This window comes from Gracilibacillus massiliensis (assembly GCF_001458115.1).
In the GTDB taxonomy this organism is placed as follows: Bacteria; Bacillota; Bacilli; order Bacillales; family Amphibacillaceae; genus Gracilibacillus; species Gracilibacillus massiliensis.
In genome coordinates, this window is record NZ_CZRP01000013.1 from 43,056 (window position 1) to 68,574 (window position 25,519).

Annotated in this window: 18 protein-coding genes; 5 read left to right on the forward strand and 13 right to left on the reverse strand. The window is 36.3% G+C overall.

The window, feature by feature from the left end; all coding sequences use genetic code 11:
- Positions 1–13: 13 nt before the first annotated feature.
- Positions 14–925, reverse strand: coding sequence for an AEC family transporter (locus tag BN3107_RS12595; RefSeq protein WP_058308007.1), 912 nt, complete (start codon positions 923–925; stop codon positions 14–16).
- A gap of 204 nt (positions 926–1,129) precedes the next feature.
- Here BN3107_RS12595 and BN3107_RS12600 point away from each other — a divergent pair, with 204 nt between their 5' ends.
- The 4 genes from BN3107_RS12600 (at position 1,130) to BN3107_RS19435 (ending at position 4,792) form a co-directional block, all read left to right on the forward strand.
- Complete coding sequence (locus tag BN3107_RS12600) at positions 1,130–1,948, forward strand: lipoate--protein ligase family protein (RefSeq protein ID WP_058308008.1); 819 nt, start codon at positions 1,130–1,132, stop codon at positions 1,946–1,948.
- A gap of 12 nt (positions 1,949–1,960) precedes the next feature.
- On the forward strand, positions 1,961–2,908 hold the full coding sequence (lipA, locus tag BN3107_RS12605) for a lipoyl synthase (protein WP_058308009.1): 948 nt from the start codon (positions 1,961–1,963) through the stop codon (positions 2,906–2,908).
- Positions 2,909–2,943: 35 nt separating this feature from the next.
- Complete coding sequence (locus BN3107_RS12610; protein WP_058308010.1) at positions 2,944–3,738, forward strand: Cof-type HAD-IIB family hydrolase; 795 nt, start codon at positions 2,944–2,946, stop codon at positions 3,736–3,738.
- A 916-nt stretch (positions 3,739–4,654) separates the two neighbouring features.
- Positions 4,655–4,792: a YjcZ family sporulation protein gene (locus BN3107_RS19435; RefSeq protein ID WP_073203246.1), complete on the forward strand. Its 138-nt coding sequence runs from the start codon at positions 4,655–4,657 to the stop codon at positions 4,790–4,792.
- 130 nt (positions 4,793–4,922) lie between these two features.
- Here the strand turns inward: BN3107_RS19435 and BN3107_RS12615 are convergent, their stop codons facing one another.
- The gene (locus BN3107_RS12615) at positions 4,923–7,199 is read right to left on the reverse strand and encodes a glycoside hydrolase family 127 protein (protein WP_058308011.1); all 2,277 of its coding nucleotides are present in this window, start codon (positions 7,197–7,199) and stop codon (positions 4,923–4,925) included.
- A gap of 140 nt (positions 7,200–7,339) precedes the next feature.
- On the opposite strand from BN3107_RS12615, the gene BN3107_RS12620 reads away from it, so the two are divergent.
- Complete coding sequence (locus BN3107_RS12620) at positions 7,340–8,203, forward strand: AraC family transcriptional regulator (RefSeq protein ID WP_058308012.1); 864 nt, start codon at positions 7,340–7,342, stop codon at positions 8,201–8,203.
- A 402-nt stretch (positions 8,204–8,605) separates the two neighbouring features.
- Here the strand turns inward: BN3107_RS12620 and BN3107_RS12625 are convergent, their stop codons facing one another.
- The 11 genes from BN3107_RS12625 to BN3107_RS12675 form a co-directional block, all read right to left on the reverse strand.
- Positions 8,606–9,784: a D-alanine--D-alanine ligase family protein gene (locus tag BN3107_RS12625; RefSeq protein ID WP_058308013.1), complete on the reverse strand. Its 1,179-nt coding sequence runs from the start codon at positions 9,782–9,784 to the stop codon at positions 8,606–8,608.
- A 67-nt stretch (positions 9,785–9,851) separates the two neighbouring features.
- Positions 9,852–11,426 (reverse strand): UDP-N-acetylmuramoyl-tripeptide--D-alanyl-D-alanine ligase, encoded by a 1,575-nt coding sequence (locus BN3107_RS12630; RefSeq protein ID WP_058308014.1) that lies wholly within the window; start codon positions 11,424–11,426, stop codon positions 9,852–9,854.
- Entirely contained in the window at positions 11,423–12,202 is a 780-nt protein-coding gene (locus tag BN3107_RS12635) for an alpha/beta fold hydrolase (protein ID WP_058308015.1), read from the reverse strand. Before BN3107_RS12635 ends, BN3107_RS12630 begins: the two co-directional genes overlap by 4 nt.
- A 208-nt stretch (positions 12,203–12,410) precedes the next feature.
- Complete coding sequence (locus tag BN3107_RS12640) at positions 12,411–12,983, reverse strand: biotin transporter BioY (protein ID WP_058308016.1); 573 nt, start codon at positions 12,981–12,983, stop codon at positions 12,411–12,413.
- Between the two features lie 128 nt (positions 12,984–13,111).
- Complete coding sequence (locus BN3107_RS12645) at positions 13,112–14,569, reverse strand: tetratricopeptide repeat protein (protein ID WP_058308017.1); 1,458 nt, start codon at positions 14,567–14,569, stop codon at positions 13,112–13,114.
- A 17-nt stretch (positions 14,570–14,586) separates the two neighbouring features.
- On the reverse strand, positions 14,587–15,276 hold the full coding sequence (gene narI / locus BN3107_RS12650; RefSeq protein WP_058308018.1) for a respiratory nitrate reductase subunit gamma: 690 nt from the start codon (positions 15,274–15,276) through the stop codon (positions 14,587–14,589).
- A gap of 21 nt (positions 15,277–15,297) precedes the next feature.
- A complete protein-coding gene (narJ, locus tag BN3107_RS12655; protein ID WP_058308019.1) occupies positions 15,298–15,927 on the reverse strand; it encodes a nitrate reductase molybdenum cofactor assembly chaperone in 630 nt (209 codons plus the stop codon).
- 13 nt (positions 15,928–15,940) lie between these two features.
- Positions 15,941–17,416 carry a nitrate reductase subunit beta gene (gene narH, locus BN3107_RS12660; RefSeq protein ID WP_058308020.1) on the reverse strand — a complete coding sequence of 492 codons (1,476 nt, stop codon included), beginning with the start codon at positions 17,414–17,416 and terminating at the stop codon, positions 15,941–15,943.
- Complete coding sequence (locus BN3107_RS12665; RefSeq protein WP_392389066.1) at positions 17,406–21,056, reverse strand: nitrate reductase subunit alpha; 3,651 nt, start codon at positions 21,054–21,056, stop codon at positions 17,406–17,408. The genes narH and BN3107_RS12665 overlap by 11 nt, the downstream gene beginning before the upstream one ends.
- A 479-nt stretch (positions 21,057–21,535) precedes the next feature.
- A complete protein-coding gene (locus BN3107_RS12670; protein WP_058308022.1) occupies positions 21,536–24,082 on the reverse strand; it encodes a PEP/pyruvate-binding domain-containing protein in 2,547 nt (848 codons plus the stop codon).
- A gap of 128 nt (positions 24,083–24,210) precedes the next feature.
- The gene (locus BN3107_RS12675; protein ID WP_058308023.1) at positions 24,211–25,509 is read right to left on the reverse strand and encodes an ABC transporter substrate-binding protein; all 1,299 of its coding nucleotides are present in this window, start codon (positions 25,507–25,509) and stop codon (positions 24,211–24,213) included.
- Positions 25,510–25,519: the final 10 nt, after the last annotated feature.

Below are 25,519 nucleotides of genomic sequence, written 5' to 3' on the forward strand. Positions count from 1 at the left end.
TAAAAATAGTTTGCTAGACAACAATATTTACAATGATCCAAATGAGAATAAAGCTCGTGATCATTGTTAGATTGGATGCTGTTCCAACCAAGCGTTGATTATATCCAAACATAATGGCATACGGCAAAACTGATGCAGGAGTTGGTAAAATAAAACCGATCAACAAAGTGAATTTAAACATATCTTCGACAGGCAGCCACAAATAACAAGCAACACCTGTAATTAATCCAATTCCATATTTTGTAGCTAAAAATTTTAAGATAAGCATGCCATACCCTTTGGCAAAAGAAAAATTCAAATACAAACCTAGTAATAATAAAGAAAGTGGCATATTCGCAACAGAGATCGTTTCTGAAACTGTCACTATTACGTTTGGCAGACTAATTCCGATTATGCTTAGCAGCCCCATTATCAAATAGGTTTGTAAGGGAATCGACTTCGATAATTTCACAATAATAGATCGCGTTTCTAACATCCCTCCACTTCCAGCATACATACCTGCAATAATATAACTTAGACCAAATACGATAAAGGCATTCCCAATATCAAACATGCCAAAATACTTTAGTCCTTCAAAGCCAAATAAGCCTTCTACTAATGGATAAGCAAACAAGCCAATATTTAACCCTGGTACCATCATCGCAAATGTACCCTTTATATCTTTTGTATGATTCCTGAATATATATATTGCCATAAAGCCATTCACTATTCCGTAAACAAATGCAATAACAATTAAATAAAATAAGGACGAGGTAAATTCAATATCACTAAACGTAACAATAATTAAACATGGCAGTGTTAAATTAAACACAATTCGTGCAATTGCTTCACCATCTTTTTCTTTTACAAGATTATTTCTTTTTAAAAAATATCCGATTGCTATAATAACAATCGATATCAAAAATTGTTCATTAAATCCACTCATTTGCTGACTGTCTCCCTACTGAAAAATTCCGATTTCCTTGTACTACTATACCATATCTTGCAATAGTAATAATCCCACCAATTTTTTGACAGAAAGATATCCAAGTTGTACCATTAATAGAGTAATTGCATGAATTTTTAGAATTTTATTTCAATTGCATTTTAAAGGAGGAATAGTACTCTTTTTTCGAGAGACTAGTTTTATATGACAGAGACTTGGTACTTTTTAGACACAGATAAACAGACTCCTGCCTATAATATGGCGGTTGATGAATGCTTGTTAAATTGGCACAGCAACCAACAAATACCGCCCGTTATTCGCTTTTATGAATGGTTGCCAGCAGGATTGTCAGTAGGATATTTTCAGAAAACTAAAAATAAAATAAATATGGAAGCAGTAAAACAAAACAACATTGAACTTGTCAGAAGATTAACTGGCGGCCGTGCAGTCTTGCATGATCAAGAACTAACATATAGCGTGATCGTTTCAGAAGATCATCCGAAAATGCCTCGTTCGGTTAAGGAAGCATATCTTGTCTTATCAAGAGGATTATTAGAAGGTTTTCAATCCTTAGGTATTAATGCATCTTTTGCTATACCTGAGGGGAAGTTAAATACAAGTCAATCAGCCGTTTGTTTTGAAGAGCCTTCATGGTATGAGCTTGTTGTCGATGATAAAAAAGCAGCAGGCAGTGCCCAAACAAGAAAAAAAGGTGTGATCCTCCAGCATGGATCTATTCCATTAGCTGTTGACGATCACAAACTATATGACCTATTTATTTATAAGAACGAAAAGGTGAAAGAAAGAGCAAGGACTGCATTTAGCGACAAGGCCATTTCTATCGCACAGGCAGCCGACCGTGATATTACAATTAGTGAAGTAAAAAACGCATTCAAAAAAGGGTTTGAAAAAGGATTAGACATTGATTTACAACCACTTGAATTAAGTGAAGAACAAAATTTAGAAATTAATGAAGTCATGCACAATAAGTATTTAAATAAGGAATGGAATTTTTCGAGATAGGAGACGATACCAATGGCAAAAAAAGAGGAACATTTACGTAAACCAGAATGGCTAAAAATTAAAATTAACACGAACAAATCGTACAATCGTCTAAAACATTTGATGCGAGATAAACGTTTAAACACAGTTTGTGAAGAAGCAAAATGTCCTAATATCCACGAATGTTGGAGTGAAAGAAAAACAGCTACATTTATGATCTTAGGTGACACTTGTACAAGAGGTTGTCGTTTCTGTGCTGTGAAAACGGGACTTCCGAATGAACTTGACTGGGATGAACCACAACGAGTTGCAGAATCTGTTGAGATCATGGGCTTAAAGCACGTGGTTGTGACGGCAGTTGCGCGAGACGATTTAAATGATGGTGGAGCAGCGGTTTTTGCTGAAACAGTTCGACAAATTCGCCAAAGAGTTCCAGGGTGTACAATCGAGATTTTGCCTTCTGATATGAAAGGTGATTATGAAAGCTTACATACTTTGATGGACAGTGGCCCTGATATTTTTAATCATAATATCGAAACTGTGAGAAGACTTACGAAAAAAGTTCGCGCCATTGCGATGTACGATCGTTCCCTTGAATTATTGCGCAGAGTAAAAGAAATCGCTCCTAATACGCCCACAAAGTCGAGTATTATGGTCGGACTAGGTGAAACGAAAGAAGAGTTAGTTGAAGCAATGGATGACCTTCGCGCAAACAATGTAGACATAGTCACAATCGGTCAATATTTACAACCAACCAAACAACATTTAAATGTGGAACGTTATTATCACCCAGACGAATTTAATGAGTTAAAACAAATTGCTTTATCAAAAGGTTTTAAACACTGTGAAGCCGGACCGCTTGTTCGATCATCATACCATGCAGATGAACAAGTAAATCAATCCGCAGCACAACGTCGCATAAAATATATGAAAGGTTATGAAGAAACAAGTGGTGAGGAATTAAAGAATATTACTTTTTAAAAATGCACTTGTTCATAAGGAGATAATTAAAATAAATGAAAACTCATTATCAAGCATTATTTTTAGATATTGATGGTACGATTTTAAGACGTGATCATTCTATTGAAGACTCAACCAAAAGCGCGGTAAAACAGGCACAAGCTAAAGGAATTGAAGTTTTTTTAGCAACTGGTCGCCCGCTTCATGAGATTGATGATATTGCAGAGGAATTAAATATTAATTCTTTGATCGGTTACAATGGTGCGTATGCTAGATATGAAGAGAAAACGTTGGTGGACGAACCTATATCAGCATCTGTTATTGATCACTATTTAGAGATAGCGAAAGCCAACAACCACGAAATGATTTTATATACAGACAAATTAAATTTGCTTACGTCTGTCTCGAATCCTTTCGTTCAGAATTTTGTTGACTTCTTTAATCTAAAAAGCTTTCAACCTTACGAAAATAAGTTCCGTAAAGATATCTTGGGTATTACATTAATGAATGTGAAGCCTAATGAACCAATATTATATGAACTTAAAAATGAGGATATATATTTTTCCCAAGTGAATGTCTCAGGACTAGAGCACTGCTATGATGTAATCAGAGAGAATGTCAATAAAGGATTTGCGATAAAGGCGATTCTTGATAAGTTGAACATTTCTTCTGAGAATGCCATTGCTTTTGGTGATGGGATGAATGATAAGCAAATGCTTCAATATGTAGGTGAAAGTTTCGCAATGGGAAATGCCACCCCAGAATTGTTTCAATACGCAAAACACCGCACAACCTCAGTAGAAGACTCAGGAATATATAACGGATTAAAACAACTAGGCATAGTCGAATAATCGGAGGGTACTGTGAAATAAGCTGAATGGTAATTTTGAAATATTTAATTACTAGATACCCGCTCCGGCTGCCCACTTTCCTTTCCGTGGGGTTTTCCCTTCAGCTAACTTTTTCAAGCAAAGAACGCTCGAAAAAGTGGATCTTCAGGTAAAACATTCCCACAGGAGTGAAAGTGGACGGCCTGCGCTATATATTTGTTCTACAACTACTATGACAAATAGCATTTTGAGCTGTAAATCCTAACAACGAATTTTTCACATGAGAAAAATGGCAAAATGCTACCTCTTGCTAACATTGTAGAATATCAAATTAGCGCAGGCCTCCTTCGACTCCTAGGGGATCAGCGCGATCTGAAGATCCACTTTGTAAAGTGATCTTCTTTACAAAGTTAGCTGAAGATGCGCCCCCTGGAAAGCGAAGTGGGCAAGCCGGAGCGGTTTTCTAAGCACAAATATTGTGTCAAAATTACTACATCAGACACTGCATAGTAATCCTATAATACGAAACATTACGTATTGCATCGATCATGTTTGAGTGTGAGAAAATTGGTTATGTCTCACGCGCACAAAAAAGCCAACTTTTAGATAAGTTGGCTTTTTTGTGTTTTGTGAAAACAGACACCTTAAATGGATAGGGGAGCAACAAGCTATCATACATATAAGCAGGCTAAAGTGGACTAATTATTTAGCTTACATGCATTTTATCAATTAATGAACTTTCCACATTCACTAATTAATAGGTTACATATAATATAACAAAGGGAAAACATCCCCACACTAAACTTGTTAAAAAATCTAACAATGAAATTTCAAAAAATCAATCACGCCCATTTTTATATAAACTAGACATTTACCCTAACTTATTCGTAACTCCTACATACATTATATAGTGATAATACACAAGGAGGTTGATTAAATGAGCTATTACGGTGGCTGTAATCCATGTGGTGGATATGGTAGCGGATATGGTGGCGGTGGTTATGGCAGCGGGTTTGCCTTAATCGTTGTACTTTTCATCTTGTTAATAATTGTTGGTGCTTCTTTCTATAGTTAATCAAAAGAATAAACTACACTAACCCACCCCCAATAAAACGCTCGGGAAGTGCTTTTTAAAACGAAATCCGGACGATCTACAAATTCTCATATAGAATTTGTAATCGTTCGGATTTTTCAATTTCGACAGATTATAAGTTCGGCTCGTTTAAGACTCTTAGATGATAAACTCCTCCAGCGATTTTTCTTTCATCTGCTGAGAATTTTACAGTTACTTTTTCTTTACCTTCTATAAGTTGAGTAGGAATACGATAGCTTTTTGAGTAGAGCTCACCAATATTAGGTTGATTAAAATGTTCCTTCGCTAAAATGTGATCATCCACACTAATCGTAAATTCTCTTTCTAACTTGATGCCATCTACATCTATCGTTGCATCACTTTTATTATAGGTAACATATAAATACATCGGATGGTTTGATTTCACTTTCATCACGTAACTGAAATAACCGCCATTACGAGCATCCCGCCATCCACTATGCACATCATTGCTATAACCAGAAAACGAATTCACTTCTTTCAATTGATGATCAACTTCTGGCTGTTGTTCATGTGGTGTTACTTCATCTATTATAACGTTCTGTTCTCTCGCTCGCCTCTTTTTCTCTTCATCACCAACTTGTTGATATCTTGTTTCACTCATAATATTCCAATAAATCGTGTAGCGCTCATGATGGATATTGAAAAATGGCTTTAAGGTTACTTGCTGATTACCAGGTTGACCGATAGCGTTCGTCTCAAAGATTAGCTGTTCTTTATCTTTTAACATAATCCAATTCGATAAATCTTCTTCTGTTACCAGTGTTGGCACTTCAATTAATGGATGGTTATTTAATGATTGGTGATCAGCTAATATATCTGTATTCGGAAAATTCTCTCGGCCCAGTGCACCTGCTAACACTAAAGGTCCATACATGATAACCTGTTTCTTGTCATCATCTTTTGCATAATATCGAAATAACTCCATCGATAAATCAAATGAGATTTCGTCCCCTTTTTGCCAATCATGCTTTAATACCAGATAGCCATTTTCGATTTCTACGTTTTGCGGTTTACCATTTACTGAAACCTGACTATTATTCTTTAACCAATTAGGTTTTCGAATTCGTATCTCCCTTAGATCATCTGATACTTTTTCTAATATTAATGCACTGCTATGCTGATAGGGAAAATCTGTTAGTTGTTTTATTTTAATACGATTATCAAAAAAGGAAGCTTTTGCTGAAATAAATAAATGAACATATAATGTATCTTCTTTCATTTCAACTATTCGACGATTATAGCGTGCAGGATTTTCCATACCAGTCCCTGTACAGCACCAAAATGAATGATCATGGGAATGATAGACTTTAAAATGTCCGGGTTCCGTTGAAACAAAATACGTTTTCATTCCTGAATCAGGATCCTGTGAGGCTAAAATATGATTATATAAAGCACGTTCATAGTAATCAAAATAATAGGAGTGTGGTTGCCAATCAAATAAAAGTTCCGTCAACTTCAACATGTTATATGTATTACAAGTTTCCGTTGTTAAAATACCTAATTCTTCTGCATTTTCTGGACCAAAGTGTTCCCTAATACTATTTCCACCGATCGCATATGTTCGATAGTGTACAACTTGGTCCCAGAAATAAGTGGCGATTTGCTTATACTTTTCTTTTCCTGTAATGTTATATAGTTTGGCAACCCCAATCACTTTTGGAATTTGAGTATTGGCATGTTTTCCTTCTAAATCGTCATGTTTGTTTGCTAAAGGGTCTAATACTGCATTATGATAAAACTTCTCTGCCAACTCTAGATAACGCTTATCTTCTGTAATGAGATATAAATCCGCAAACACCTCATTCATACCACCATGTTCACATCTTAACATCTCTTGGAATTGTTCTTCCGTTAAGTCCTTTAAACCTTTATATGCCCAATCTGATAACCGGATTACTATTTCAAGCGCTTTTTCAGATCCGATAATTTGGTATACATCGATTAAACCAGCGTAAATTTTGTGGATCGAATACCATGGTACCCAAGAACCGCCTAAACTAAAATTGCTGACTTCGAAATTGCCAGTAAAGACTTGATCAAAACAATCCCTTGGAAAACCACTAAGATAACCATCATGATCGATCGATTGAATACTTTCTAATTCTGATAATGCATATTCCAGTTTTTCCTTTAATGTAGTATCGCCTGTTACTGAATACATAGTGGCTGATGCCGATAACCAATGACCTATCGAGTGTCCTGCAATGGGCGTTGATTCCCAACCACCATATCTCTCTTTTTTTGCTTCTACACCCACTGCTTCATAGCATGGCGCAACAAGGCGATCCACATCTAAATAAAGTAAATAATCTTTTCCTTTTTGCTGTGAATCATGAAATAGTCCTTCTAACAGTTGAATATTTCCCATACTTTCCACCTCCGTGTCCCATTCATATACAAGTATGAAAGAATTCCAATGAATTGTACATTCAAAAAAAGTAAAATTACATATCTTTTTTTTGTGTTATGTTATAATTATATTACTATTACATCAAAGGTGGATTAATATTGAATAATAATATTGAGATTATAAACAGCAATATAGCATTAATCCATGAAATTGGAAAAATGGATGACAGTGAAGGTATTTTAAAACATCCAGATCGAATTATGCCGGATTTGAATGTTTTTGTATATGTCATAAATGGAAGGCTTCAAATAAATGAAGATGGAAAATCGCATATTTTAGAAAAGGGCTCCTATCTTTTTCTCAGAAAAAATGTCCATCATTGGGGAGAGGATTATTACCAGCCTGGTTCTGAGTGGTACTATATTCATTTTTTTAATCATTCTCTTTCTAGCAATACTGCAGAGTACAGTCCATATGGTAAAACTTCATTGATTCATCAAGATGAATACCAATCAAAAGTTACGTTACCGAAATTTGGAACAGTTAGCCAAAAAGAATATATTATATCTCAACTCGATAAACTTTTAGAATTATTCGATTCCTCTCATCCACTTCGTCCTATGTTAACAAGTATGCAATTACATCAATTCTTTTTAGAATTATACTTAGAGTATCTAGAATCTTATGCGGATAAAAAACCGAATAGAATGGTTGTCAAGATGATTAGCTATATTGATGAAGCTAATAAAAAAGTATCAAGTCAAGAAATTGCGGATAGCTTAGGAATGAACTACGCTTATTTATCAACTCTATTCAAAGAATATACTGGAAAAAGTGTCACACAATATCAAAATGAAATAATGATAGAAAAAGCCATTCAACTTTTTAGAAAAGAGAACATGAATGTTTCAGAGGTAAGTGAACAGCTAGGCTTTTCCAATCCATTTTACTTTAGTCGTGTCTTTAAAAAAGTCACAGGTCTATCTCCTTCCGCATATTTACAGCAAATCTATCGATACTAATATTTAATATTTAAACTACGAAGCTGGGACCAAAAAATTTTAACATTAAAAAATCCAAACGATTTCGAGAGTAATATTCGAACAATCGTTTGGATTTTATGCGTAATAGGAATAATAAGGGACATAACTTATGCGTATATTCTGTCAGAGACGATGGTATTTTTTCTTCACGGGAATTAACGCGCGCTTAACGGGAATTCAGTCTTTCTTCACAGGAATCCTCGTCTTCTTGACGGGAATTATCTTCGTCTTCACGGGAAAACAGCATAATTCCCGTGAAGCGAACCATAATTCCCGCCAACAGCAACTCAATTCCCGTGAAGCGAATTATCGAAGTTCCTTGAAATTGCACAACAATACATCAGGTATAATTTGTGTTTAAAGTTGAGATAAATGCCTCGTCTATTTCCCTTTCGCTCCTCCACCCTTACTATGGAGTGCAAAGAGATTCGTATCGATCGAGAATTGAATCGATTGGCGTTCTCTTTCTCGTTTTAGTGCTAATTGAATTAATTGGTCGGTTAGCTGTTGAAAATCTTTACCTGTAGGTTCCCATAAATAAAAGGATAGTGAGCCTGGAATCGTATTAATTTCGTTTACGAAAACGTCACCTTCCGGATTTAATAAAAAGTCAATACGTGAGACACCACTTGCATTTAACAGTCGAAATGTTTTCTCTGCTAATTCCTTTACTTTGGTAGTAGCCTCATCAGAAATCTCTGCTGGAATAATGCGATTTACGCTTTCCATTCCTTTCGTATCTCCTGATTTACCTCCACTTTGATACTTATCGGCATAGGATAAGATTTCGTCAGAACTTAACACCTGCTCACAGAGCGAACTCTCGACTTCTTCATAGTCGCCGATCACGGAACAATTTACTTCTGTTAAATCAGTCACCATTTTTTCAATAATGACTTTAAAACTATAGGAAACAGCCAATTCAATTGCTTCTTCAAGCTCTTCTTCGTTCTTCGCTTTCGAAATACCGACACTTGACCCTAAATTAGCAGGTTTCACGATTACTGGATAGCCAACTGATTCTGCTAATTGTTTAATTGCTGTCTGATCTTGGTGCCACTGACTAGCATAAAACCACTCGTAATCAACAATTGGAACATTGGCATCACGTAAGATTTGTTTCATCATTACTTTATCCATACCAGCTGCCGAAGAGGCGACATCGCATCCTACGTATGGCAGACCTAATAATTCTAGATAACCTTGTAAAGAACCATCTTCTCCATTTGTACCATGAATAACTGGGAAAACCACATCTATTGTAGTTAGCACACCTTTTGAAAAAAGTGTTCGTTCCTTCTTTTTTAAAACGATGGTATCTTCATTTTCCTGTTCTAACACGACTTTTTCTGCTTGTTTAAATAATTGATCAAGGTCTTTATAGTTATCAATATCGGTTAAAACATCACCGGTATACCATTCTTTCGATTTACTTATATAAATAGGTATTGCTTGATATTTCGAGTCATCCATTGCACTGATTGCTTGCAGTGCAGAAATGACAGATACTTCATGTTCAACAGATACGCCACCAAAAATAACGGCTACTTTCGTTTTCACAGCCTATTCCTCCTCGTAAAAAACCATACTCTACACCAGTTTTACACTGGGAAAAGCTTTATTAGTCTTACTCATTATATGTGTCTGGTAAATCATTCTCTAACAAAATAATCGCATCTTGACGGTTTAACGCCTGAATTTGTGAAATCGCATGATTTAAATCTTTAGCAATAAATAATTGTTCCTCTGGATAATCTTTTTCACGTAGTCCATCTTGAAGCGGTTTTGTTTGCTTCTCTCCAACTAAAATCACGTAGTCACATGCATCTGCTGCATATTCACCAAATGCTTTGTTATATTGGTATTCCTTATCACCTAATTCTACCATACCTGGTGTCACCAGCACTTTATAACCTTCCATTGATGAAAGTACTTCCAATGCCATACGGGAACCGGTTGGATTGGAGTTAAAGCTATCATCAATCACTGTTAAATTGCCAAAACCTTTTTTAATCTCCATTCGATGCTTGACAGCCTGGATTTTCTTTACACCTTGTTGAAGTTTATTTAATGGTACATTCATTTCCCAGGCCACACTGATGGCCGCTAAAATATTATAAACATTATGTTTTCCTAAAATTTTAGTTTCAAAATCAGCATCCAATGTCTCAGCTTTATTGGTGACTCTAAATGTTGTTCCTTTATTATGGAAACGAATATTAGAAGCGACATAATCTGCCTCTTGATCATCAATAGCAAAATAGACTTTTCTACATTGATTTTTTGGCGTATATGCCATAATGTTCGCATCATCCCGGTTTAAAAAGGCAACACCGTCTTCAGGCAATGTTTCCACTATTTCATATTTCGTTTTTTGGATGTTCTCTAGCGTTTTAAATGTTTCTAAATGCTGCTCACCAATCGCCGTTAGAATCGCATATTTATGGCCAACCAGTTCACAGATTTCTTGAATATTCCCTGGCTCTTTTGCACCCATTTCTGCGATGAACACATCATGATAGGGTTTGAGTGAATTACGAATTGTTATCGTTACACCGATTTTCGTATTAAAGCTATTTGGTGTTTTCAATGTATTAAAATGCGATGATAAAATGGTATCAAGCACAAACTTAGTACTCGTTTTTCCAAAGCTACCGGTAATACCGATCGTAGTGGTATTCTGGGCGCTTGAAATAATGTTTTTTGCATCTTTATAATAGTGTTCTTTAATACCATTTTCAATCGGTTTATTAATAAGATTAGCAAGAAGTATAATGCCATAAGTCAGCAACGACCCAAGAACTATAACCAATACAGCATAACTGATCGGATAATCATTCCAAATAAAATGCAAACTAGTCGCGATTAAGAAAAGGTAAATAATAGCGATCGTCGTGATCAATCGTTTCACACGTGCAGTTACGACCAATTTCTTTTTCTCTTGTTTGTTTTTAGGTACAATCAAACCTAATAAAACGATAAGGAAAACGGTCCAGTTTTGATTAAAATAATAAAAAATGGCTATTACAAGTGCTATCAACTCATTGAATGGAAATACTTTTAACCAGTGGTCTTTCATCCAACGTATAAGTCTGTTATTAAAATAACTATTTAATTGCAACATATGGAGTCCCTGTTTCACTCGGAAGAAAAGATAGGCTATCCATAATATACTAATAATCGAAAAAACGATTTGCATCATTCAACTGCTCCTTTGTCATCATCTAAAAAAGTGTCCACAATCACGGCCACTCTGCGTTTTTGTTCCAAAAATACATAATGCCCCGCATTTTCAATCAATGCTAAGCCGGCATTTGGTATCAGTTTTTCCATGATTTTTGCATCTTCTACCGGTGTTGACGTATCATTAGCACCCCAAATTAATAAGGTAGGTGCTTTAATGTTTGGCATATGATGCTGCAGGTCTTCATTAACTACTTTACTTAGAGTTTGTTGCATCACTCTCGAGGCATTTTGATAATCTGATGAACCTGCTTTTCCACGATATTTTTGAATAATACCCTCTTTGTATCGCTTTAAAACGGGTAAACTTAGCACATTTTTTAGTGTCTTGTAACTGTAAACTTTCAGATAATAATCCAATTTACGTTTTGGCTTTACACCAGCACTACCAATTAAAATGATTTTATGTACACCACTTTGGTGTCGATCCGCATACTTAATAGACACTCTTCCACCAAAAGAATGTCCGATTAAAATTGGATTTTTGATTTCTAATTTCGTTAATAACTTTTCCAGAAAATCAGTATATTGTCCGACATCCCAAGATTCTGGGGGTTCATCACTGCCACCAAACCCCGGAAAGTCAATCGAAGTTACTTGGAAATTTGTACTTAAGCTATTCTGTAAGTCTTCAAATAAATCGAGATTTGTACCCCAACCATGAAGCATCACAACAGGTCGACCTTCACCAGTTTGTTTATAATTTATATTTAATTTATCTATTTCGGTATACACGAATGAACGCTCCCTTTTCAATCTCAACTTAAAACATTCGTACATCACTTCTAATATATGACGCAATCTTTTCGTTTAGTCAGATTTTTTTAACACTCCTAATCATATCATAAAAAAGTTAAAAAAATAATCCAAAAGATATCGAGTCCTAGCTGAAGAATTCGTTATCTTTTGGATTTATTTTGCTTCGGTTATTTTTGTGATCGTTTTAAGCTGCTTGTTCTTGTTCATTGGTGCTTATTTTTAACAAATTTGCTTGTTGCAAGCGTCTGCGCACAATGATTCCAATCCAACTGGCCAGAAAAGCTTTTATTAAGCCAACTACTAAAAATGGATAAACCCCTCCTACAAGGGCAGCAGACCAAGATAAATCAGCAACAAATTTCAATTGCACCATACCAAATGCTAATGTAATAATCATACCTACCGTATTAGCCACCATAGCCATTGCAATATTAAATGTTGTTTTTTCTAGTATCTTACCTGTTACAAATGCGGCAAAAATAAATCCGATAATGTAGCCACCAGTTGGTCCAACAATTACTTGAGGGCCACCACCGAATCCTGCAAATACTGGTAAGCCGATTGCCCCTAGCATCATATAGCAAACCATTGCTACAGCTCCCAATCTACTGCCAATAATTGTAGCAGTAAGACCGACTGCTAATGTTTGACCACTAATCGGAACAAGCGGTAACGGGATTTCGATTTGTGCTAAAATAGCTGTTATTGCTGCAAAAATACTTGATAAAATAATAGCTCTTAACTTCGTTGATTGCACTTCACTCTCTCCTTTGTTAACTTATACAAAAAATAGGTTAACATAGAAAGTGAAGAATTGTAAAGTATTTTTATGACAAGCTACAGCAAAAAAACTGCCTATTCATCAGACAGCTTTTAAAGTATCTGTTACTTGTTCATGATTTTCTGCAAATTCACTAATCTATTTTCATATAAACGTCGCTGTTTAGGTTGCTTCGTCTCTTGATAAAACGCAATGATTGCTAAATAAGCCTCTTCTTTTAAACCAATGTTGTTTACCTTTTCTAAAAGTTGTATACCTTGTAAGTAATATTTCTCTGCCTCTTTATTATCTCCCGTTGTCTGATAACAGTAGGCTAGGCGTATAGCTGATAATCCCCGTTCTTCACGACAATTTGATCCCAGCTTATCATAAATTCGTAAGGCTTCCGCATATCTTACTAGTGCGTCACCAAATTGATCTTGTGCAAGGTAATTATAAGCGATTGCTTGTAAGGTATTAGCATATGCTAAGGTACGGGTCTTATCTTCTGTTTCTAGTCCTTGCAGAAAGTCGGTATACATATCAAAAGCTTTTGTATATTCCTTTTGCCCTGAATACAATTTACCTAGTGCATAGAGAAATTGCATGCGAATCTTCGGATGTTGACTTGCTAATGGTAAGCCAGATTCTAAAAAGGTCTGTGCTTGCTCCTTCTCACCAATTTTTAAGCTTATCGTTCCTAGTTTCGAATAAATGAACACAATTAGAAAGTGATCTTTCGGATAGGCTTTTAAAACAATATTCAAAGCTTTTCGATAGTATTTGATTGCTCGTGGGAAAGCTTTGATATTTTCTTCAATTTCAGCAAGTAACATATATGCTCGTAAATAAAGCGGGTGATCCTCAGAAACTAAATTTTTTGCAGCACTAATATTTTTTCGCGCTGTTTTCAAATCTGTATGAAAATTAAGCTCTCCTAGTTTCAATAACAAGGTGGCTTCCCCGACCTTCGTTAAATCTTCTTTATGTTTACGGATAACATTTTCAAATAGTTGCTCCGCTAACTCTGGTTGCTCGAGCGCAAGATACACCTCTGCTAATTGATCGTTGACTTTCATTACATTTGGATCGGGTAATCGATAGAATTGCAAAAATAATTTCTTCGCTTCTTCTAATTGCATATGTGCTTGATGTAATTCTTCTTCTTGAAAAAACAACCAGCCGATTTTTTGATAAATTCGAGCAATATCTACCACGTGTTGGTGGTTTTTTTCCATATATTGCAATACCTTTGCAAGTGTCATTCGTGCTTGTGCATATTGTTTGAATTGTTCATCTAACTGGACAAAATCTAAATGAGCTTGTAGCCATAGTTGTTTTGTTTGACGATCTTGTCCACGATATTTGACCGCTTGTTGAAAATGGTGTGAAGCTAATGAATAGTTGTTTTGTTTTGTATAAAATAATGCAACGGCGTAATGAAGATAAAGTAGTTCTTTAATTGATAATCCATCCATCTTTTTTAATTGGCTTTCAAATTTTGTAACATCTTGTTTCACCAAGTCAATTCGATTTTCTTTAATTTGCTCAATGGTAAATATTATTTTTTTAAATTCTTCCATCTTCATCACTCCATTCATTAAGCTTTTCGTATTTGCTTCTTATAGATAACATAACTTCTTGATAAATAGCGCAGTGGAAAACTAAATACATGCACCATTCTGGTAAACGGCCATATCGATGCAAAAGCATAATTTGCAATCAGATGAATCTTAAACCAGATCGGCACTTCTGCCATTAAATGTGGTTCAATTCGAAAAATAAAAATCCCTCTAAACCAAGGTGCAATCGTCGTACGATAATCGAAACCATGAGAATCGACATTCATAAAAGTTGCAGTTAATCCGGACAGAACAACGATCAGTAAAAAAAATAATACAGCCCAATCTCCTTTTGACGTTGTCTTTTTTATCCGTGCTACTGTAAGACGTCGGTAGCTCAATAACACTAAACCAATGACAACCGCAATCCCTGCTGGTATCCCGAATGCTAATGCCATGATATGGTATTGATGTTCAGAAACTCCTAATCCGTTATAGAAAGATACCGGGACTAAAATTCCAAGAAAATGTCCACCAAGTACGAATAAAATTCCCCAATGAAAAAACATCGATCCATAGCGTAACTGTTTTTTCTCTAAAAATTCACTTGATTTTGTCGACCAGCCAAATTGGTCTTTTTGATAACGGTAAATATGTCCACCAATAAAAATAGTAAGAACGATATAAGGTAGGACTCCCCACAGAATCCATTCCAACGAAGCATTCATTGTCCTGCTCCTTTCCTGTCTTTAGCCTAATTGATTTTGTATTAACTGTTCCCGCATCGATTGCATAATTCTTACGTCTTCTAGTGATAGCGGTCGCTCCTCTTTTTGAGAATGATCTGTACTTACCACTACCCCTTCATAACTCATCAATTTGATTAATGCTTCAAGCAATAGATAATAACTACTTTCTAACTTTTCTAATTTAGATTTTGTTTCAGCGATGGCTGCTGCATGCTTTGACAAAAATTCGATTCGCACTTCTTGATCTATGGCCGCACAAAACTCTAACATCAGTGGTAAATAATCAGGCAATTCCTTATCTGTTACGTCAAAACCAGCTGCTTCATAAAATTTCTTTAATTTCAACAACTCTAAACCACGCTCTTTTTGTTCGCCCAACTTTAAATAGGTCATATAAAGATTCGATGTTTTGCCAAAGTCAAACACTTCAATATAATGTTCTACCCATTGATCTTGATTCCAATTTGATATTACGGAGAGGAACTCCACTAATGTTTTTCTAATGGATTCCTCTTCGATTGATTCTGAAAAAGCAGTTATTTCATCCACTGCTTCTAGATGATCACGTGTCGGATAGCGTAGTAAAAAACTAAATAAGTGATAACTTGCTTGTATGGTTTCCGATTTCACAGTATTACCCTCCTTACGATAAGACACCACAGCTTCCAGGTCCTCCTGCAAAGTCCAATCCGCATGCTCCCTGATCATCATATAAATCACGCACTTCTTCTTTATGACTCTTTGGAATAACAAAACGGTCATCATATTTAGCAATAGCTAGTAAACGATACATTTTTCGTGTTTCCTCTTTATCAAGGCCTAATTCAAGCATTATTTCCTCATCAAATTCTTTTCCGGTTGTTTCTGCTCGCATAAAGCTTCTCATCACTGCCATTTTCTTTAACACAGTTCGAATGTGTTCGGTATTTCCTGCTGTTAAAAGGTTGGCTAAATATTCAATCGGTATCCGCATATCATCAATTGCCGGAAAAATATCATCGACATCTGCTACACTGCCTTTTCCTTCGATTACATTCATTACAGGACTTAATGGTGGAATGTACCAAACCATTGGCATTGTACGATATTCCGGGTGTAATGGCAGTGCAATTTTCCAATCAATAATCATTCGGTAAATGGGTGACTGTTGAGCAGCTTCAATCCAGTCATCATGGATACCATCTTTTTTTGCTTGCTTAATGACTTCAGGATCATTTGGATCCAGGAAAATCTTTAATTGTTCTTCATATAATTTATCTTCGTCTTCAACAGATGCCGCTTCTAATACGCGATCTGCATCATATAGCATGACACCGATATAACGGATACGTCCTACACAAGTTTCTGAGCAGATTGTCGGCTGACCATTCTCAATTCTTGGGTAACACATTGTACATTTTTCCGCTTTATTTGTTTTCCAGTTGAAATAGACTTTTTTGTAAGGACAAGATGTTACACAATGGCGCCATGCTCGACATGCATTTTGATCGACTAGTACAATACCATCTTCATCACGTTTATACATTGCACCAGATGGACAAGAAGATACACAAGGTGCATTGATACAGTGTTCACAAATACGTGGAAGATACATCATAAAGACATCTTCAAATTCTGTTTTGATCGATTCTTCCATTTGCTCAACGTTTGGATCACGAAGTCCGGTTATATGACCACCAGCTAAATCATCTTCCCAGTTTGGCCCCCACTCAAGGTCCATGAATTCACCGGTTATCGCTGATTTCGCACGGGCAACTGGTTGATGTTTTCGTTCTTCACTATTTGTTAATTTCTCATAATCATAATTCCAAGGTTCATAATAATCATCGATTGTTGGTTGATAAGGATTGTAAAAAAGGTTCATTAATCGCTTTGTTTTAGAACCTGATTTTAGTTTCAACTCGCCTTTGTTATCAAGCTCCCAACCACCTTGGTAGTGTTCCTGATCTTCCCAACGTTTTGGATAACCGATACCTGGTTTTGTCTCAACATTGTTAAAGTACATATATTCAGCACCCGGACGATTTGTCCAGGTGTTTTTACAAGTTACACTACATGTATGACAGCCAATACATTTATCTAAATTCATTACCATTCCTATTTGTGCTTTAATCTTCAAGCCAATCAACCTCCTCTAGTTTGCGAATGACAACATGTAAGTCTCGTTGGTTTCCGGTTGGCCCATAATAGTTAAAGCCGTAGCTTAGTTGGCCATATCCACCAATCATATGAGTTGGCTTCATATGAATTTTCGTCGGGCTATTGTGAGTACCTCCACGATTTTTGGTTAAGTTGGTACCTGGAACATGGATATGACGATCTTGTGCATGATGCATAAACGCCATTGTTCTTGGAATTCGGTGTGAAACCACTGCTCTAGCCACGACAACACCATTACGGTTAAAACATTCAATCCAGTCATTGTCTTCAATACCAGCTTCTGCTGCATCATCTTTATTAAGCCAAATGGTCGGCCCGCCACGGAAAAGGGTTAACATTGGTTGTGCATCATAATACATACTGTGAATCGACCACTTATTGTGTGGTGTTAAATAGTTCAAGGTAATCTCTTTACCTTCAACAGGTGGCCGATCCTTTTTAAAAGGCGTGTGATGGAGCATTGGTTTAAATGTTGCCATCTCTTCACCAAACTCTTTCATCATCTCATGGTCCAAGAAATAGGATTGACGCCCTGTTACCGTTCGGAATGGGATCATTTTTTCAATATTGGTTGTAAAAGGAGAATACCTTCTCCCATCTTTTTCTGATCCACTAAAGGCTGGTGAAGTGATTACCGTTTTTGGTTGGGCATTGATCTGTTCAAACGTGAATAGTTCTTCTTCGCGCTCTTCTGCTAAATCTCGTAATTTTAAGTTCGTCTGTTTTTCTAATGCTTCCCATGCTTTTACTGCCACTTTCCCATTGGTTGTCGAGGAAAGTCTTAAAATTGCTTCACAGGCATCCCGTGCATCTGTAATATTTGGTAGTCCTTTCGAAATACCTTCGTCTTCTACCCTGCCAATTGCATGTTTCGTTTGTTCATATTCCTTCTCCATCGACCAGCTGATCCCTTTGCCACCATAAGGATTTTTGGCAATGTTCGTACCGAGTGAGGTAAACTTCTTATAGAGCTGTTTATAATCTCTTGCCACAACATGGACATTTGGCATCGTTTTTCCTGGAATTGGTTCACAATCCCCTTTGGACCAATCTTTAATTTCACCTAATGGCTGTGCCATCTCTTGGGCTGTATCATGTAGCAATGGGCTTGTGACCACTTCTTTGAATTCCTGCATATCCACTTCTTCTGCTAAATCGGAAATTCCCTTTGCTAGTGCTTTGAAAATATCCCAATCGGACTTTGCCTCCCAAGGTGGAGAAATTGCCGGGTTGAACGGATGGACGAATGGATGCATATCGGTACTTGATAAATCATGTTTTTCATACCAAGTCGATGCAGGTAAAATAACGTCGGAATATAGTCCAGTACCTGCCATTCGGAAGTCTAAATCGACTAATAAATCAAGTTTTCCTTCCGGTGCTTTGTCACGCCATTTAATTTCAGATGGTCGTAAACTGTCTTCGTCATCATTTAATAATCCATGACTTGCTCCAAGTAAATGCTTAAGAAAATACTCGTGTCCTTTACCAGAACTAGAAATTAAATTTGCTCTCCACACGAATAAGGTTCTTGGATAATTTACTGGATTATCAGGATCTTCGATGGAGAATTCTAATTGTTTATCTTTTAACTGTTTGGCAACATATGCCCCAATCTCTTCCTGTGTATGGTTGCCAGCTTTTATTGCTTCTTGATAGACATCAATTCCATTTTTACTGAAAGTCGGATAAGAGGGCAGCCAGCCTAATCTTGCTGCCAGGACATTATAGTCAGCTGGATGATCATATCTTGCTTTGTCAACCGTCTTTGCAGTTAATTCATTAATGGATGTTTCTTCATAGCGCCATTGATCTGTTGCAAAATAGAAAAAGGATGTACCATTTTGCAATTTTGGTGGCCCTTGCCAATCCTTAGCAGTTGCGATTGTATTCCACCCTTCTGCAGGACGTAGTTTTTCCTGACCAACATAGTGAGCCCAGCCACCACCATTTACACCTTGTGCACCAACCATAATTACGAGATTGACAACCGCTCTGTAGATGGCATCTGAATGGAACCAGTGGTTAATCCCTGCGCCAACGATGATCATCGAACGACCGTTGGTATCTATTGCGTTTTGCGCAAATTCACGAGCAATTTTTGTGACCAAATGACGGTCAACACCAGTAATTTTTTCTTGCCATCCTGGTGTAAATGCCTCGTTGTCATCATAAGTGGAAGCAACATCTCCACCAATCCCTCGATCAATGCCGTAGTTTGCCAGCATTAGATCATAAACGGTCGTGATATATGCCGTTTTGCCATTGATCTCTCGTTTTTTAACTGGAATATTTCGCTTCATCGTCGCTCTTGTTTCTGCATCAAAATACGCTATTTCAACGGTTTTGATCTCATCTTCAATACCTAAAAAGCCCAGTACAGGCTCAATTTTTTCTTCTGTTCTTTCATCAATTAACTGTAGGTTCCATTTTCCTTGTTTATCCCAACGTGCACCCATTGTTCCTTGAGGAATCGCAAAATCATTGGTTAATGTATTGTACATCATTGGTTTCCATTCACTGTTCGTTGTAGCTATGCCTAAATCTTTTGCATGTAGGAATCGATCTGCTACTAATTTGTTACCATTTTGAGTTAATTTCACTGCGAATGGAAAATCAGTATATGTTTTGGCATAGTTTTCAAAATAAGGAGTACGTTGTTTTTGGTAAAATTCATTCAAAATAACGTGTCCCATTGCCATCGCTACCGCACCATCCGTCCCTTGTTTGACACTCATCCAGTCATCTGAAAATTTGGTTGATTCGGCATAATCAGGACTTACCGAAACTACTTTTGTTCCTTTATAACGAGCTTCTGCTAAAAAGTGTGCGTCAGGTGTACGAGTAAGTGGTACATTCGATCCCCAAGTCATGATATAACCGGAATTATACCAATCAGAACTTTCTGGAACATCGGTCTGATCGCCCCATATTTGCGGTGAAGCAGGTGGTAAGTCGGCATACCAGTCATAAAAACTTAGCATCGGTCCGCCAACTAGTGACATAAACCTGCTTCCCGCAGCATGGCTTACCATCGACATTGCCGGTATAGGTGAAAAGCCAATATTTCTATCTGAACCATACTTTAGAGTGGTATACATCACAGATGCTGCCACCAGTTTTGTTACTTCAGACCAGTCTGAACGTACAAGTCCCCCTTTACCGCGAGCACGTTTATATGTTTGTGCTTTTTCTGGATCTTCAACAATGCTCTTCCATGCTTCTAAAGGATTGTCATGTGTTGATAAGGCCTCACGCCAGAGTGCTAGTAATTTTTTTCGTACATATGGATATTTCACACGTAATGGACTGTAGATATACCAAGAAAAACTTGCACCTCTTGGGCAGCCTCTTGGTTCAAAGTCTGGCATATCTGGACCAGTGGAAGGATAGTCTATCGATTGACCTTCCCAGGTTACGATGCCGTCTTTTACGAATATATTCCAGCTACAAGATCCTGTACAATTGACACCATGTGTAGAGCGAATCACTTTATCGTGTTGCCAGCGTCTCCGGTAGACATTTTCCCAATCCCGATCTCCTTCTTGTAATTGGCTATGTTCATTTGCATATTTTTCTTTTGGTTTTAAATAATTCATTCGTTGCCATAATGGAGACTTCTTTTTTGCCATCGTCCATCCCTCCGTGTTCCCAATCTTTATTGCTTATGTTCATTTAATCACGAAGTAAAAGTAATTGTTGTGAACAAAATCACACCCAATTATGAAGAAAGTGTGACAAATGGGGATACGGTATGCTTCAGTCGAATAAAAGGCATAACCTCTGAAATTCTCTTTTTCTGTTTGTAAGATCGATTCTTATGGACACAATCCTCAAATTTCCTCCTTTCTGTCCGTAAGATTCATTCTTATGGACACAATCCTTGAATTTCCTCTTTTCTGTCCGTAAGATCCATTCTTATGGACACAAACCTCTAATTTTCTCTTTTTTGTCCGTAAGATCTATTCTAATGGACAGAATCTTCAAATTTCTTGTTTTCTGTCCGTAAGATTTTTAAAGACTTTAATTCTGCACAAAAAAAGTGTTACCTATTTTATTACTAGGCAACACTCGCTCTCTATTTACATAATAATTTTTGTTTTACTACATCTGATAACAGTTCCATTCCAGTTACTTCACATACATGAATCACTTGATTTGCTAATTTTGAACTATCTCCCCATTGATCGATTAAATTTTCATGTTTTTCAATATAGGATGGTTCAAATCGTACATCTTCTTCTCCATCAAATAACGCTACGTAGAAGATATCTGATTCTACGATATCTTGGAAAAAGTGACTACCATATGATAATTCAGGCATAAAACCTTTTGCTTGTGAGGATACTTCGCAAATAGCATCGACATGTTGGATTTCTGAGAAATGAACTGGAACACCCAATGATGGTGTAGAAGTGCCCCAACGACCCGGTCCAACCAAAAAGATCCGTTCATTTTTTAAATCTCTCGTAATTTTACCAATCGTACGAGCGACACTATATTTGTCTTGTTCATTTAATGCGAGATAGCCATCCATATCGACGTAAACGCAATAATCTATCGGCAGTCGAATATTGCCTCCCATGAAATTTCCTTCGGTTTGGATAAAACAGGCTTCATTCGGTTCGATTTCTGGAATTGTCACAGATTTACCCAATCCTTTTGTTTGAAGAGGACGACATTGAACAATATTGATATGAAAATTTTCTTTGTCTCTAAAATTGGCTGTAAATTCAACATCAACTGGGTAATCATATACACGTGAAATCTCTGCTAAAATCTCTTTCATTACACTCGCAAAACTTGAATTTTTTAACAGGTTTTTAAAGTCGAGAATATAAGGCGTTGGCATATTTTTATAGCCTAAATCTTTTAATCGAAATGCAGTTTCGGTATCAATAGACGCAAATAAATTTCTTTCAACATCCCAGACATTCGCAATGGCATCATCTAATTTAACACTTGTTAACTCATTTTTTGAAATCGATAAAACATCCACACCGTGTTGGGAAAATTTCTTTAAATCATCCATGTGCATGAGTGGTTTTCTTGTCGGTTGATCAAGGGTTACAATTTTGGCATAATCATCTACTGTTCGATCAACTGCTCTAGTCCCTAATCCAAATACAAGACGAATCATACCCGCTTCCATGTCAACACTCTTATCCCAAACATAAAGATTAGATGAATTACCTACACCTGCAACATGGGGAAAGAAGTTATCTTCATAATGATCTCCTGATACACGTTGGATTAATATCGCCATTTGTTCGTCTTTTTCGAATAGTCCTCTATTCATTCGATATTCAAGAGCATCCTCGTTCATTGTACTAGCATAGACTGTGCGTATAGCTTTTTCTAAGGCTTGATAACGTTCTTCTGGAGTTCCCTGATTAACACAAAATACACTATCATACTTACCAGCAAATGCGTTTCCAAAGTTATCCTCTAACAATGAACTAGAACGAACAATAATTGGAGATTGCCCGAAATATTCTAATACTTGGACGAATTGCTCTTTTATGTTTGATGGAAATTCACCATTTAGTATTTTCTCACGAAGTTCTCTTGCATATTTATAATATCCTTCTTTTGTTTTTTGTTTGACCCGAAGTTTCCACCAGCCATTTTGGACAATATAGGTGTAAAAAATGTCTGAACCTATATAAAAAGAATCATGTGCTTCCATATATTTCGTGAATCGTTGTTCTGGATCATTTTTCAGGATTTTCCGCGCTAACAACATCCCGACACTCTTACCACCAATAAACCCTGTACCAACTTCCCTTGAAGCAATTTCTACAATATCTTGTAATGTGAAGTATTGATCGCATAATTGAAACATTCTTGACTCTTCACCAATTAACAAGGACATTAACAACCTTTTAGTATGCTCTTGGGTTGCTGGATCTTTTTGCAAATCCTCTCTGGCCTTCGAAAAAATAACATCCCAATAATCCATCCGTTCTTCGACACGATTTATATTGGAAAAGAGTGCAGAAGCTTCCGAGCTTGCTGTAATACTTTTAACACGATCAGCTTCGATCAAATGTGGAAAAAACATGGTCGGTGAATAACGTTGCCATACTTTTAGTGGATGAATGTAATGCTTTTGATTTACTTCATATAGATCTAATAAGACTTGCGTGGTTTCCCGTATTCGCGCTATTGTACTATAGGTGTGGATATTTCTGTTGATTGCAAAATAGGCAACCGTATCAAGTTCATATAAATAGGGGCAACATACTTTAAAGAAGTTTCCGATCATTAAGTCAGAATACCAATTAGATAGTAAATCCGTTAAACTATCGAATACATAGAACGTTTTATGACCTTCTTTTTCAATTAATCGATGAATCTCTGTTGCGAAGCTTTCAAATCCTTTTTTTGCGTCAACATTATATTGAATGACTTCTTCTTCACTAACTAGAGATTCATGTTGTCCAAATCTGACGTAAACTACTTTTCTATTGTCTTTTAATGCTTTCTGGACAAATGGCGTTATAATATCCTTATATGCTTTTATATGATCTACTTGCCATACGACGTTATCTCCTAATCTTAGTGAGTCAATTGTCTCATCAAAACCAGACATACCAGTTGAGATCTTTAATTCCATTTCCATTCTTACCACCAACCATTTAATAGTATATATTTATATTCTAATTATAACATCATTATTTTATATTCCTATATCATTTAAGCATAGATGTTATTCATCTAATTGATTGATGAACAAAAAAAGACATCGAGCTATTTATCGATGCCTTGGTTGCTGCTGCCTTGTATTAACTGTTTTAATGCCCGTTGATCATATCTTATCCGTTCTTGTATTGTGTTATGAATCTTATTTATTGCTTCGTGAGTCACTTCTTTTCCACTATGGAATTCTTTCATATTCACATCCCAGATAAATTGTATATGTTGATCTATTGGTTGTGGTTGACCTATAGAATCCTTTGATAAAACATTCCAAAAAGTACTTGTTAAATCACTATTAATATAATATGGATCATTTTCTGCTTGCTCATACATATAAAGCATATCGTTCGCCATCATTTTAGCAAATTCCCATGCTATTTCTTTATTTTCGCTTTCTTCTGCGATTGCAATTGACATACTAGCTTGCTTATCTGTACCGGATAGCTGAAATGGCAACGAGGTGATACCCCATTTTCCTTTCTGTTCTGGAGCCCACTCTTTCAAATTCTCCATAACATAACTACCCATTTGAAACATTACCAATTGATCATCTTCAATTGCCTTCTGACCACTTTCACCCCAAATATTATAGTAAGGACTTAGTTCATTTTCAGAAACCTTTATTGCAGTATTTGTTACTGTTCGAAATGGCTCTTCTTTACCTAGATAATTATAATCCGAATCCAAAGAGTAACTGGTCCTCAAGAGCATTTCTAGGATCTGCTGCTCAGAGTCAATAATATATTGACCGTTTTTTTCTAATGACTTTGCCATTTCCATCCACTTTTCCTCATCATCTAATATATCTGCTAGTTTCACAGGATCACTTGGATATCCATTTTCTTCTAAAATATCTGCTCGATAAAAGGTCATATAAGGAAAAAACAATAAAGGCATGGCGAACAACTCTTCTTTATCGCTATTGATATATTTTGATAACAAACCTTCTGGCCTTCGCTCAAAAAATGCTTCATCATAATAGGGTTTCTGATACAAATTTTCAAAACCGCTGATACTCGAAAATTCCCCTAGAACATGATCGGGTATCACAAATAAATCCGGCGTTTGTCCTGTCATTAAACTGTTACGGTAATCTTCTACTAAATTACTAGGTTGTATAGGTACAATTTCTATTTGTAAATTAGGATATCTTTCTTGAAATCTTGGTAATGAGTTTTCAAAGATATTTTCATGCGACCATATTACCAATTCATTAGACTTCTTTTCTGATTGTTTCTCGATATTTTGGAAAGAAAGAGATGATTCTTCAAATGGAATAAGTGTAGATGATTGGCAACCTATTAAGAGAATCAAACAAATTAATGTTAACGTAATTTTGAAGTTTTTCATTGTTTGCCTC